The organism is Clostridioides sp. LIBA-6822 (assembly GCF_056688955.1).
The window spans coordinates 1,571,711-1,585,998 of the sequence record NZ_CP196995.1 but is presented as its reverse complement, the minus strand read 5'-3'; the positions used below and the strand labels follow the sequence as shown (position 1 = coordinate 1,585,998).

The window sequence follows — 14,288 nt, the reverse complement described above, 5'->3', positions numbered from 1 at the left end:
ATTATATTACTACATAATCTGCCTTAAAAACCCAAAAACTTTTTAATTATATAATAATTTAACATTATTAATATAATTAATTAATATTCATTTAGACCTTTTTCTGATATGGCATATATTTTTTCATTGTAAATATTAACCGCATAAACCTCTTTACCTTTAAACAATCCTTTGTTTACTACAGCATAATAATAAATATTTTTATACTTTCCAAATAATTCTTCTAAAGTTTTTTTACTTTTTACATATCTGTCAGCTTTCTCTATATCTAATATCTCAACCTTTTTATATTTATTTTCTTTTTCATCAAGAGTATTAGTTAATACAAACTTAGCTTTATCTTTAGTAATACCAAATTGATAGCTTCCATCCTCTAATATTCTAAAGTACCCATCTCCATAGTCTACTTTGTAATCTTTTTTACCATCTTTATATGAATATAAATCTTTAGTTTTTGCACTCACTAATACCTCATTTATTAATTTATCATATTCATATACTTCGGCATAATAGTATTTATTATTTTTTATCATTTGTGGAAGTGAGTTTATAGATAGATTTGACTTGTCTTTGCCACTTTTTTTGGATATTACATTTATAATGTCATCAGATGTTAAAGTATACAATGATAAATTCTTTTTATATTTTTTCTCTAAACTTTGTACCTTTTCATCATCTGAATAGTCTTCTTTTAAATACTCTATATACTGTAATGCTCTTTCATAGTCTCCAGAAGTGTTTGCCTCTTCAGCTTTACTTATATAGTAATCATACATTTCCTCAATGCATTGCTTTTTAGCATTTTGAGCCATATTATAATACTTCTCATCTTCTTTTAATACTTTATTATACTTTTCAATAGCTTCATAATACTTATAGACCTTTTGGTCTTTGACTGCAGAATCATAAACATCTCTAGATTCCTTGATTGTTTCTATATTCTGTTTGTATACATCTAAATTACTACCCACGCCATTTAATATCGAAACAGTGTTTATGTAATTAATGGCAATATCATAAGTAGTATTCTCTTCCTTATACATTTCCTTAACTCTATCAGCCTGAACTAATAAATCATCCATATCTATATTTATTTTATTTAACTCTTTTACTGTATTTATTAATCCAATAAAACTTTCTTGACTTATATCTCCATCTAAATATTTATCTCCACTGTTTAATAACAATTTGTTTATTTTTTTAGAAACAGACTTATTGAATCTTTCCATTTTCGAGTCAGAAAACTTCTTTTCTATGCTTGCATAGTAATCAACAGCTACAGAATACTGTCTTTTGTCTATAATTTTCAACAACTCATTAGCTTCATTTCCTACACTAAATTCATTACTACTTAAGAAAAATACTATCATTAAAACAATTACGCCTAATACTGATAATGAAATTGCAACTATAGACTTTCTTTTTTCATCAATAAAATCTACAGCTTTTTCAAATAAATCTCTAAAATTCATTATAGTTCCCTCTCCATTTAGCAATATTTATATTTTATGGTAAACTAAATTTCTTATTGGTTATTATATCATAATTCTTGAAAAAAAATAAAAACACAAGTTAAATCGTGTTTTTATTTTACCTATCAATCATTATTTTATACATAAATATTTCCTTTACATAAATTATGATATCTTTCTGTTTATATCTCTAGAATGACTTTTCTGTTTTTTATTAGCATTGACATTTTTCATTCTTGTTTTATGTATAGTTTTATTATCAAATATTTTTCTAGCATTGCATAAAACAATTCCAGTTGTTAAACAAACTGTAAGTACACTTCCCATCAAAAAGTAGTAATCCAATCCTATATGTACTCCCATAACTGAATTTATTAATACTAATGCAAAAGTCATTGCAAAACATATCATCATGGAGATAACTAAAATTCTTAGAATTTTTTTCAATTCAATCACCTCGTATAATCGCTAATATTGACACTACCCCTTATCCATTACTATACCAAATTAGTAAAAAAATAGCAATTACTATTGTCATTTATGTTAGGAAAATATTAAATATTTTTAATAAATATCTTTTTTTGACATTAGGATTCCTTAATTTTTAATAAAGTAGTAACACTAATCTCTATTAATTAATAGAATAAAATAAATGATAATTTATTGAGGGGTGATTTACATGCCAAATTTGCCAAGTTTAGGATCAAAGGCTCCTGATTTTAAAGCCAATACAACAAACGGCCCTATTAGACTCTCTGATTATAAAGGTAATTGGATTGTTTTATTTTCACATCCTGGTGATTTTACACCAGTTTGTACTACAGAATTTTTGTGTTTTGCTAAATATTATGACGAATTTAAAAAAAGAAATACGGAATTAATTGGTCTAAGCGTTGATAGCAATAGTTCACATCTTGCTTGGATGTACAATATCTCTTTACTTACAGGTGTAGAAATACCATTTCCTATTATAGAAGACAGAGATATGAGAATTGCAAAATTATATGGTATGATATCAAAACCAATGAGTGATACATCAACTGTTCGTTCTGTATTTATTATAGATAATAATCAAATTTTAAGAACGATTCTTTATTATCCACTGACTACAGGAAGAAATATCCCAGAAATACTTAGAATAGTAGATGCTCTTCAAACTAGTGATAGAGACAACATCGTTACGCCTGCAAACTGGTTTCCTGGTATGCCAGTGATTCTACCATATCCTAAAAACTATAAAGAATTAAAAAATAGGGTTAACAGCTGTAATAAGAAATATTCCTGTATGGACTGGTACTTATGTTTTGTACCAGATAATTATAATGACGAAGAATTAAATAAGAAGATTGATAATAATTGTAGCTGGAATACAGAACATACTAAAAACATTGAAAATAAATCTGATTGCGAGAATAAAAATACTGACTATATGAATAAAACTCATGATTGTAAAGAAAATCACAACAATGATATTAAAAAAGATTGTAACTGTGAACAGAAGCACACTAAAAATACCAATAAAACTTCTAACTCTAAACAAAGCAAACTTAAAGATAAATCTTGTGATGCAATAAATTATAACTACGATAAAGAAGATAGTAGTTATGAAGATTTCTATAAACAAAATTATAAAAACTATGATTATACTAGTGAAAAAAATACTAAAAAAATAGCTATGAAGACTTTGAAAGATTCAAAAAAATTAGCTAGACCACAAATAACAGACCCATACAATCCAATAGTTGAAAATGCAAATTGTCCAGATATAAGTCCAATTGTGGCAGAATATGTTCTTGGTAATCCGACTAATGTAGATGCTCAACTATTGGATGCAGTTATCTTTGCCTTTGCAGAGATAGACCAGTCTGGCAATTTATTTATTCCTTATCCTAGATTTTTAAATCAATTACTTGCTCTTAAAGGTGAAAAACCTAGCTTAAAAGTAATTGTAGCTATCGGAGGTTGGGGAGCTGAGGGCTTCTCTGATGCAGCATTAACTCCTACATCTAGATATAATTTTGCAAGACAGGTTAATCAGATGATAAATGAATATGCTTTAGACGGAGTTGATATAGACTGGGAATATCCTGGAAGTAGTGCATCTGGAATAGTATCAAGACCTCAGGATAGAGAAAACTTTACACTTTTATTGACAGCCATAAGAGATGTTATAGGAGATGAAAAATGGCTTAGTGTGGCTGGAACAGGAGATAGAGGATATATAAATTCAAGTGCTGAAATAGATAAAATAGCACCAATAATAGATTATTTTAATCTTATGAGTTATGATTTTACAGCAGGTGAGACAGGTCCAAATGGTAGAAAACATCAAGCAAATCTTTTTGAATCTGATTTATCTTTACCAGGATATAGCGTTGATATAATGGTAAGAAATCTTGAAAATGCTGGAATGCCTTCTGAAAAAATACTTCTTGGCATACCATTTTACGGAAGATTAGGTGCTACTATAACAAGAACTTATGATGAACTTAGAAGAGATTATATAAATAAAAACGGGTATGAATATAGATTTGATAATGTTGCTCAAGTTCCATATTTAGTTAGGGATGGAGAGTTTGCAATGTCCTATGATGATTCCTTATCCATCTTCCTAAAAACTCAATATGTTCTCAGAAATTGTCTAGGTGGTGTATTTTCATGGACATCAACTTATGACCAAGCAAATATATTGGCTAGAACTATGTCAATTGGTATAAATGACCCTGAGGTATTAAAGGAAGAACTTGAAGGTATATATGGTCAATTCTAACAGAATGTAAGAAATTTTATAGTTTTATTGTATGAAAGAAGCAGATTGTATTATATTAAATAAACTATATCTAATTAATAATACTATTGATTATTTATAAATTAGATGCTTATTTTGCTATAATACAATTCTGCTTTTTTAATTATAACTTAAGAATTTAAATCTATACTTATGACAACTTACTATATATCAACAATTTTTTGTTATACACCAATAGCTTTTTTTGCTAATTTATCAGCTTCTTCATTATATTTATTTCCAGAGTGAGCTTTAACCTTTGTAAATTTCACATTTAATTTATTTTTAATACTGTCATAAAAATTTTTATATGCTATAGTTCCTTCTTTATTTGTTTTCCAAACTCCAGTACACCACTTTTCAATACCTTCATAGTCAAAATATAAAATCAGGTTTTGAATATTATTCTCAATACAGTATTGCATTGCAATTTTAGAAGCCTCTATTTCTCCAGCTACGTTTCTCATTCCTACAAGAGTTTCCTCTTTTCCTTTTTCACTATATGTTTTTATAACTTCATTATTTTTTAAAATCACAACACCAGAACCATACATCTTTATTGAATGTTCATAGCTTCCATCTACATATGCTTCTATAACTTCTTCATCTTCTTTAAAGTTCAATTTTTCTGACCCATAAATATACTCTTTTGCTTCTTGTAAAGTAGGAAAACTCTTGTATTCAGCTCCTGAAAATCCATTCACCTGTTTTTTGCACTCATCCCATGTATTATATACGCCTATACTTTTACCCTTTTTTACAGCATAAAACTTCTGTTTTGCCAAATATATCACTCCCACCCTTAGTTTTTATGTTCTTCTCTCATAAATATGTCTAAATTTATCAGATAGTTCTTATCAAAATACTTTACTTTCATATCTTTGTTTATAATATCTATATAATACACTTCTCCTTTTACAGCTCTTTGTCTTATATTTTCATTCATGTCTTTTCTTATGATATCCTTATCAACATCATTATTATCTATTCTATCATCGACATTTAACGCTTTTACAGTATCAAATATAACAGATTTTAGTATCAAGCTTCTAGATTTATTTAAATGTTGCTTTACATAAGTGTAAAATTCATTACTATTCATCTTTGAAATTTTACAACCATGCAAATCTTTCTCCAATCTCTTCAGTACACTTATATTAGTTCCTACATCAAAAATCACAAAACATCCATAGTCATATTTACTTCTTAAGATTCTTCCCATAGCTTGTTTTACTTTTATAGTCATTTGAGGGTAATTTATGGTGTAGTAATCTATATTATACTTCTTCATTATAGTAAAATACAAAGGGTCTTTGGGATTTAGATTTGGAAGCTTGTCTAAAGTTACACAAACCAAACCATCTCCTGGAATATCTACACCCTCAAAACATCCTTTTGAACCAAGTACTACACACTTTCGATTCAAATCATTAAGATGTCTAATACCCTTTTTATCAGCATAAATTTCTAAATTAAAACCATGTAAATATTTTTTCAATATTTCATAAGTCTTTTCTTGTCTGTCTTTACTATTAAAAAGAGCTAGTGTATGACCTTCTGTAATTTGTGATATATTAGATATAATTTTACTCATTTCATTTGGAAATTCAGTATTTCTATACTCACATATATCAGAGAAAGCAACTACAGATACCATATTTTTATAATCAAAAATTGGCTCTATAATCTTTTCTACATTCTTAACCCTATCTATTCCTAATGTATTTTTAAAATAAGACATATTTTCAGATAAACTCAAGGTTGCAGATAAAAATATTCCTTTTTCTAATTGAGATAAAATATTTTCTTCAAATAAATCTGCTATTTTTAATGGAACTACTCTAAATTCAAAATCATTATAACTTTTATCAATTTCAACTATCCTTGCATAATCATCCTTTTCATCATATTCTAAAAATATTTCAAATATAATTTTTATATCCTCTAAGTCTCTAGCCTTTGCTTTTCCAAATTTATATATGTCGGTTTCTTTATCTATATTATCATCATCAATATTTCTATAAATTGTTATTATTATTACAACTAAATTTTTTATTATTTTTTCACAACTTGATTTTATCTTTTCACTATACAATCTATAACTTATTTCAGTATCTATGCCATCTTTTTTTAGTTTTCCCACAATTTCATCTATTTGCAGATTTAATTCCCATCTTAAATTATAATTGCTTACACTATTATATTCATTACAGCTACCAAAGTCTAATATTGAATCTATCTCTTCAAGAATAAGATTTATACTTCTAGCAATTTTTTGTTTATCTTTTCTTTCAATTTTTAATATATGATAAAATTTATCAAAAGCCTTTATTTTTCTCATATTTTTACTATATTTTTTATATATGAAGCTACTATCTTGAATGAATTCATATGGATAAATTTCTTGCAATAAATATCTTAAAGACTTTGAATTTATAATGCTTGAAAAGAAATCATATCCCTTTTCAGTCAAATTATGTGCTTCATCTACTATTATATGTTCTAGAGGTTTTTCATCTTTATATGGCCATTTAGCTAATAAAGAATGGTTTACTACTGTTATATGTTCTTCTTTCAATTCTTCTGTCCTTTTCTTATATAGGCAATCTTTTTTACACTTTTTAGGTCTACACATATTTGGGTCACAACTTATATTTCTTAAGTGTACATTTATTTCCTTAAAATTATCCAACACCCAATAATTTATTTCTTCTATATCTCCATGTTTACCACCTTCAACTAATCTCTCTAAAAATATTAAAGATAATATTTCTCCCTTAGTAGGTTCTTGAGACTCATAGTCTGCTATATATGCTTCCAGTCTATCTATGCAAATATAGTTATTTTTTCCTTTTATATATCCATAACTTACTTTTCCATTTAGACCTAAAGAATCTAACACATTTGGAATATCTTTATTTATTAATTGTATCTGTAATTCCTTTGTATCAGTAGAAATTAACAACCTTTTTTTATTAATTCTAGCTTCTAATATCGCAGGTAATAAATATCCTACACTTTTACCTATACCAGTTGGCGCTTCTATACATGCAATTTTTTCTTCATCTTCATTATTTCTAAACAACGCTCTTATTGTTTTGGTAAGCTCATACTGACCTGATCTATACTCATATGTAAATCCTTCTTTATTCTCCCATATGGTTTTGTATTTTAATAATTCTTCATAATTTTTTTCTTCCTCATTTAAAATTTTTAAGGTTTCTCTTTCTTTTTTCTTCTCTTCCTTTGAGTTAAATTCTTTATATTCTTTTTTTATATTTATATTATCTGATAAATCATAGTTTGCCTCTTCTAAAAATTTGCTCCATTCCCATGTTAAAAGATTAAACTTCTTAAGATAAGAATTTATTTTAAAACTCAATGGTTCTAGAGTAGTTTTTTCATAATTATTAAATCTTACCAGAAGACAATTTACAATATTTACGATATCAATTGCATCTGACAACGCTCTATTTTTTACTTTATAATCATAGTTGGTCAAATTATTTTTTAAATACTCCAAGCTATACTCTTTATGATATGGTTCTAAAATAACTGCCAATTCAATTAAATCAATAAATTTATTTTTTAACTTTGGCATATGATACTCAAAACACTTTCTTTTCAAGCTTAAATCATGACATATAATCACGCTATCTTCTACAAAATTTATAAGTCTATCTTCGACTTTTTCTATCTCATAAGCTGTTTCTAAATCACTTTTATTTAAATTACTACATAGTGAAAATACTTCTATAGGTACATCATACTTATTTTTTATTAATGATTGATATGTATCTATCTTCCAATCTTTAACCTTAACAGCTCCAACTTCTAAAATTTCTGAATTTAGATAATCTAATCCACTAATTTCTATATCTAAAAAAACAACATTATTCAATACACTTATTATATTATCCATTTTTATATCCCTTCAAGTTAAACAAGTCTAACTTATATACAATGATTGCTCTTTATATTTTATCATTTATATGTACTTTATTTAATATAATTAATATTAATTTTATATATCTTACAACAAATTTCTTTAATTTATTATCTGTATATATGAATATTTTTAACTATAAATATTCAAACTATATTGTAAGAAAGACACTTGAAATTTTAAATAAGAGGTGAAATTGTGAAAAAAGATAGCCTAAAAAAATACATTTTAATTGGAACATTTGCTCTAATACTTTTGGGAATTGCTAGTATAAACTTTAAATCATTAGACAAAACAAAAACTCAAATCTCTAGCCCAACACTTGATACCCATGAATACGATTGGTATTTTAATCCTAGAGAGGATGGTAAACAGCCATCTCCTATAAAAGAAGCAAATTTTTTTAAAAAATATGATTCTTATTATGTAGGAAATCCTAATGAAAAAGTTATATATCTATCATTTGATGCTGGATATGAAAGTGGAAATACTCCAAAATTATTAGATACACTGAAAAAACACAATGCTAAAGCACAGTTTTTCGTAGTTGAAAGTTATATAAAAAGCAATCCAGATTTGATAAAACGTATGGAAAAAGAAGGTCATTTAGTTTGTAATCACTCAAAAAGTCATCCATCAATGGCAGGTATTACAGATTTTGAAAAATTCAAAGAAGAAATTACAAGTGTAGAAAAGGCATACAAAGATGTTACTGGAAAAGAAATGCCTAAGTACTTTAGACCACCTATGGGAAAATTTAGTGAACAGTCTTTGAAATACACAAAAGATTTAGGATATAAATCTATATTTTGGAGTTTTGCTTATGTAGATTGGTATGAAAAGAAACAGCCTACTCATGAATTTGCTAAAAACAAAATTTATTCAAGAACACATCCTGGTGCAATAGTTCTATTACATCCAAATTCATCAACAAACACTGAAATATTGGATGAAGTACTTACACATTGGGAAAAAGAAGGTTATAAACTTAAAACGCTTGATTATCTAAGTAATAAAAAATAATATTTTAATTTCAAAAAAACTCCATCATGAATTATAGTAAAAATAAAACTATTTATAAATACTTTAATTCTTAATGGAGTTTTTTATTTTTTATTACATAAAATAAGGCTCTTGAATATCCTCTAAAATGGTGTTATTTCTCCTTATATCGCATTTGAAAGTCGTTTTACACCCTTTGTGCATAACCTATTAAATTCTATATGTATAACAATATTGTGTAATAATTTACAGTGTCAAAAAATACAATTACTAGGCTTTCTTGTTAAAAACTGTATAATATGCTAACCTATAAACGAGGAGTTGACCGCTATGACTACGATTTGTGTAATGATTGACCATATATTTTTAGATACAGAATATAAGCAACCAACTATTCATCAACACTTTGCAAAACATATTATTATATCTCAATCTGGAAACTTGTCTGTGATGTTTGATAATGGCGAGGAATTACAATGTAAGGGGATTATTATAGATTCCAATGTCGCACATACAGTGTCAAATAAAGATAACAAAATGTTGGTTTTCTTGATAGATGACACAAGCATGCTATCTCAAAATCTTAATCAACATCAATTACTAGGCTATCCTTTTTTCGTTATAGACAATCTCATAGTTGAACAAATACAAAAAATTTATATCACTTGTCAGGCAAAGGGATTTCCCCAAAGCTATATTGACTTTTCAAATCAAGTTTTCCATCTATTGAATTTAAATTATCATAGTTCATCTCTTACAGACAGTAGAATACAATGGGCATTGAATCATATTCTAAAGTCCACACACATTGATAATCAAAGCTTTTTTGAGATATGTGCTGAAATAAAATTGTCCAAAAGCCGGTTTTCTCACCTTTTCAAAGAACAAATGGGAATATCACTAAACAGTTATTTGGCTTTATCAAAGCTTCGCAAGGCTTATGAGTTATTATTAAAAAGTGGTGATATTACCTCAGCTGCTATGGATGCAGGTTTTAGTTCGCCCTCTCATTTTTCCGCTTCCAGCAAAAAATATCTTGGCATTGCTGCAAGTGAACTTACAGGAAAATGTAGAATATATTTTTTCTCTCAATAGCGTCTATTTGAAAGTTAATATTTCTAATGTTTGTTACAATAAATGCATAGGGATAAAGATTACTCTTTATCTCTATGCATTATATTTTTAGGAGTGATGACATTGAAAACAAATAAAATTTCTTTTAATAAAGGCTTATATTCCCTTAATACAAACGCCAATTTTAATTTTCAGTTAAACAGGGTTATTATGTGGGGCGGAGGTCGCTTGGAAGATATACAAAAAGTCGCTTCTAAAATTGTCGATAGTGAAAGTTGGAAAATAGAACTTATATGTCTGGCTCAAGAAGCCGAACAAGATGAACGCATAGAAAATGCCATTGCTTACTATCGTATGAGTGAATTTTTTATGTACGATGGCGACCCTGATAAAATAGAATCCTACAAAAAAGCGACTACTCTATTTTACGAATACTACTCTGAATATTTCTCAAATGGAACTATACAGATTTTTCATGTGCCATATGAAAATATCACCCTACCTGTGATGTATGCAAAAGCACAGGGAGAGAAAAAGGACATTATATTGCTTCATGGTGGAAATGATTCTTACTTTGAAGAATTCTTTTTTCCGATGCTTTATCTTGCATCACAGGGATTTGATGTTTATCTTTTTGAGGGACCTGGTCAAGGTGGCGTGATGCGTTTACAGGAAAAACACTTTACTTATCAATGGGAACGTCCTGTAAAAGCAATTTTAGACTACTTTCATTTAGATAATGTAACCATCGTAGGTGCTTCCTTGGGAGGTTTTCTTGCTCCACGAGCAGCAGCCTTTGAAAAACGAATTGAGCGAGTGGTGGCTTGGTCTGTATTCCCCAATTTCTTAGACGTAATACTTGGATCTCAACCAATAAAAATGCAAAAACTACTTCGCTTACTGCTAAAATTTAAAACAAAATGGCTAATCAATTTCATAATAAAACAAAAAATGAAGCGTGGTGATAGTCTGGTAGTATGGGGGTTAAATCATGGAATGTACGCATATGAAGCATCTACACCTTATGAGTATTTTCAAAGAATCAACGATTATCAAATAGAGCCTATTGCAAAAAAGATAACACAAGACATTTTGATTTTGGGTGCAACGCAAGATCATTTCATTGATTATAGAACTGTTAGTAAAGAGATTGATTTACTTACCAATGTTCGCTCACTTACATTCCGTCTTATGACAGAAACAGAACAAGCTAGTAACCACTGTAACTGTGGAAATAGCAAACTGGTTTTAGATACAATTTCAAATTGGATTATGATGATGAAGAAATCTGATAGAGTTTAAAAATTTATTTTCGAGCCATACAAAATTTCATCTTCTATCATGTATGTACATAACCATACATATGATAATTAGGCCCAGTTACTCAATGTAGCTGGGCCTTTCCTATGTCACAAATTTTATAGCGACTTGTGGAATAGGAGCATCATTTAATCAGTTTTCAAAGAAAAATCCGCTTAAATGAATAGTCCATAAATACCAACAACCCCATCAATCAAGCGTCTTTCAAATGTTTAAGCTGTTGTATAAGGTACATTATGAATGACATGAAAATTCACTATTTTTTATAGTTATTTAAAAAGGATTGTCCATTCATTTATCTCTTTGTATCCTATATTTTGATATATTTTACCTGCTATGTCATCATTGTAAAAAAGACATGGTACCTTTCCTTCCAACAATAAGTCTTTACTTAAATTGTAAACTATATAACTTGCAAATCCTTTTCCCCTATATTTTTTATCGGTGCTTACAGATACTACCATTGCCAAAAAACTAGTTTCCATACCAGTTGATGCAGTGCTAATCATAGTGTCATTATTTTTAATAAAATATGCTCTTACATTTCCTTCTTTTAAATGCTCTTTTCTTTCTTCTATGTAATTTTTACTTACTTTATAATCTGAGTTGTTTAAAAGTTTACCTATTTCATCAACATCTTTTTCCTGAGCCTTTTCTATTTTATACTCACTCATGTTGGAGAAATCAATTTCTTTTACTTCCTTTAATATGCAAAATTTATTATCTAGTTTTTCATAGAAATCTTTATATCCACTTATTAATCTATCCATTACACACTTTTTTCCACTTATACTTTCTACATCCAAATCTTTTATATGATACTTCATCTCTTCTATATCAAAATCATTTTTTAGACTATAAATTATAAGTGTTGACTTACTCTTTAATATTATAGAAGTTATATTTCCTCCTTTCATTTGAGACCATATATCTTGAGAGTAGGAGCTAAATCCATAGTTTTCAACATATCCAATTATGAATAAGTTTAAACTTTCTTCATGTGATACATATTGCCAAAATTCTTTTTCTAAAGTGTTATCTATTTTTACAATCAAGTATATATCCTCCTTTTGCATTAATAATGATATACCTTATAATTTATAGTATCATTTAAATTCATTATATTCCACCAAATATTCTTAATTTTTCAAAAATAATTTAGAATTGTAAGCTAATTTATTTCTTGTAAAAATATACAATTAAAGATTATATGTCATTTTATATTTTAAATAAGCTACATTTTTTCAATATCTATGCAATATGTTCATATTTATTTTTATATTCTGTTAGTGCTTCATTCCAAGCTTCTTCTACTGAGATGCCTTTTTTGGTTGCTATTCTTTGTGCCAATTCTATTATTTTCATAGCTTTTCTTGATATATTCATATATTTTCCTCCTCTAAATTATCATAAATTATTTTAAAGTTAAATTTCTATAGTTATTTTATATGTTTATTTACTTATATCTTACTAATTATTTGTGTATTAAATGTGAACTACACTAGAAGAATTTTAGAACTTAATAAACCATAAACTTTACATACAATTCATATATATTTGTCATATGACAATACAAGTGATATAATTTATTATCATTTTATGGGGGTGATATATTATGAAAATAAGAGATGAATACACATGTCCTCTTGAAATTGTACATGACATAATCAAAGGAAAATGGAAAACTATCCTTGTATTTGAATTAAGACAGTCTAATAAGACATTTTCTGAGTTAGAACATGGCATTTTGGGAATAAATCAAAAAATGTTAATTCAACAATTAAAAGAACTACATGAATTTGGTATTATTGATAAGATAAGTTCAGCTGGTTATCCATTACATGTTGAATATTTTCTTACTGACCGTGGTAAAAAAATGTTAAAGGCTGTGGAAATAATGCAAGAAATAGGTATAGAATATATGCTTGAAAATGGTCAACAAGGGGTTCTAGACAGCAAAGGAATTTGTTATAATAAATAGTTTTATACATACCAAAAAGTAAGTAATTTACATTTTTTATATGAATATTATAATAAGGATAGATAGGAGGTATAAACATGTCTATAGCTTTAATACTAATTGATATTCAGAATGATTATTTTAAAAACGGAAAATGTGAATTATTTGAACCAAAAAAAGCTACTGAAAATGCAAAGAAGATATTGCTGTTCTTTAGAAAAAATGACTTACCAGTTATTCATGTACAACATATATCAACAGATAAAACAGCTTCTTTTTTTCTTCCTCACACTTATGGTTCAGAAATAAATGAAACTGTTTTTCCACTGGCAAATGAAGAAATTATAATTAAACATTCACCAGACAGTTTTTTTCAAACCAGCCTACAAACTGTACTTGAGAAAAAAAATATAACTAAGTTGGTGATTTGTGGAATGATGAGTCATATGTGCATTGATACAAGTGTAAGAACAGCAAAAAAACTGGGATACGACATAACTCTTATAGATGATGCCTGTACAACAAAAAATTTATCTTGGGGTGATGTAGAAATTCATGCAAACATTGCCCATCAAGTATTCATGGCATCATTGCAGAAGAGTTTTGCAGATATAAAAAATACAGATATTTTTTTATCTAGTTGTTATAAATAAAAATATTTACCATATTAAAAAGAGCAAACTTAACTTATTTAAGTATGCTCTTTAATCATTTAAAATTAGATAC

The 14,288-nt window shown here is 27.5% G+C and carries 12 protein-coding genes; 6 read left to right on the top strand and 6 right to left on the bottom strand.

The features are described from left to right. Positions 1-80: 80 nt before the first annotated feature. Together ACTG48_RS07620 and ACTG48_RS07615 are read right to left on the bottom strand one after the other, a co-directional pair. Entirely contained in the window at positions 81-1,472 is a 1,392-nt protein-coding gene (locus ACTG48_RS07620) for a UbiD family decarboxylase (RefSeq protein WP_479918501.1), read from the bottom strand. A gap of 165 nt (positions 1,473-1,637) precedes the next feature. After that, the gene (locus ACTG48_RS07615) at positions 1,638-1,886 is read right to left on the bottom strand and encodes a hypothetical protein (protein WP_044213175.1); all 249 of its coding nucleotides are present in this window, start codon (positions 1,884-1,886) and stop codon (positions 1,638-1,640) included. Positions 1,887-2,151: 265 nt separating this feature from the next. On the opposite strand from ACTG48_RS07615, the gene ACTG48_RS07610 reads away from it, so the two are divergent. Next, positions 2,152-4,242, top strand: a complete 2,091-nt coding sequence (locus ACTG48_RS07610) for a peroxiredoxin (protein ID WP_021384223.1) — start codon at positions 2,152-2,154, stop codon at positions 4,240-4,242. A 203-nt stretch (positions 4,243-4,445) separates the two neighbouring features. On the opposite strand, the gene ACTG48_RS07605 is transcribed toward ACTG48_RS07610, so the two are convergent. Then, on the bottom strand, positions 4,446-5,045 hold the full coding sequence (locus tag ACTG48_RS07605) for a ribonuclease H1 domain-containing protein (protein ID WP_021384189.1): 600 nt from the start codon (positions 5,043-5,045) through the stop codon (positions 4,446-4,448). 17 nt (positions 5,046-5,062) lie between these two features. Next, positions 5,063-8,182, bottom strand: coding sequence for a helicase C-terminal domain-containing protein (locus ACTG48_RS07600; RefSeq protein ID WP_021384172.1), 3,120 nt, complete (start codon positions 8,180-8,182; stop codon positions 5,063-5,065). Positions 8,183-8,404: 222 nt separating this feature from the next. Between ACTG48_RS07600 and pdaA the strand changes: the two genes are divergently transcribed. From pdaA to ACTG48_RS07585, 3 genes are all read left to right on the top strand, one after another. After that, the gene (gene pdaA / locus ACTG48_RS07595; RefSeq protein ID WP_021384202.1) at positions 8,405-9,229 is read left to right on the top strand and encodes a delta-lactam-biosynthetic de-N-acetylase; all 825 of its coding nucleotides are present in this window, start codon (positions 8,405-8,407) and stop codon (positions 9,227-9,229) included. A gap of 309 nt (positions 9,230-9,538) precedes the next feature. Continuing rightward, positions 9,539-10,303, top strand: coding sequence for a helix-turn-helix domain-containing protein (locus ACTG48_RS07590; RefSeq protein ID WP_479918500.1), 765 nt, complete (start codon positions 9,539-9,541; stop codon positions 10,301-10,303). A gap of 96 nt (positions 10,304-10,399) precedes the next feature. Then, positions 10,400-11,584: an alpha/beta hydrolase family protein gene (locus ACTG48_RS07585; RefSeq protein WP_479918499.1), complete on the top strand. Its 1,185-nt coding sequence runs from the start codon at positions 10,400-10,402 to the stop codon at positions 11,582-11,584. Between the two features lie 287 nt (positions 11,585-11,871). On the opposite strand, the gene ACTG48_RS07580 is transcribed toward ACTG48_RS07585, so the two are convergent. Both ACTG48_RS07580 and ACTG48_RS07575 read right to left on the bottom strand, forming a co-directional pair. Continuing rightward, positions 11,872-12,657 carry a GNAT family N-acetyltransferase gene (locus ACTG48_RS07580; protein ID WP_479918498.1) on the bottom strand — a complete coding sequence of 262 codons (786 nt, stop codon included), beginning with the start codon at positions 12,655-12,657 and terminating at the stop codon, positions 11,872-11,874. Between the two features lie 196 nt (positions 12,658-12,853). Next, positions 12,854-12,988, bottom strand: a complete 135-nt coding sequence (locus tag ACTG48_RS07575) for a hypothetical protein (protein ID WP_021384195.1) — start codon at positions 12,986-12,988, stop codon at positions 12,854-12,856. Positions 12,989-13,217: 229 nt separating this feature from the next. Between ACTG48_RS07575 and ACTG48_RS07570 the strand changes: the two genes are divergently transcribed. Together ACTG48_RS07570 and ACTG48_RS07565 are read left to right on the top strand one after the other, a co-directional pair. Beyond that, positions 13,218-13,583, top strand: a complete 366-nt coding sequence (locus ACTG48_RS07570) for a winged helix-turn-helix transcriptional regulator (protein ID WP_479918497.1) — start codon at positions 13,218-13,220, stop codon at positions 13,581-13,583. Positions 13,584-13,660: 77 nt separating this feature from the next. Then, positions 13,661-14,215: a cysteine hydrolase family protein gene (locus tag ACTG48_RS07565; protein WP_479918496.1), complete on the top strand. Its 555-nt coding sequence runs from the start codon at positions 13,661-13,663 to the stop codon at positions 14,213-14,215. The last annotated feature ends 73 nt before the right edge of the window (positions 14,216-14,288 follow it).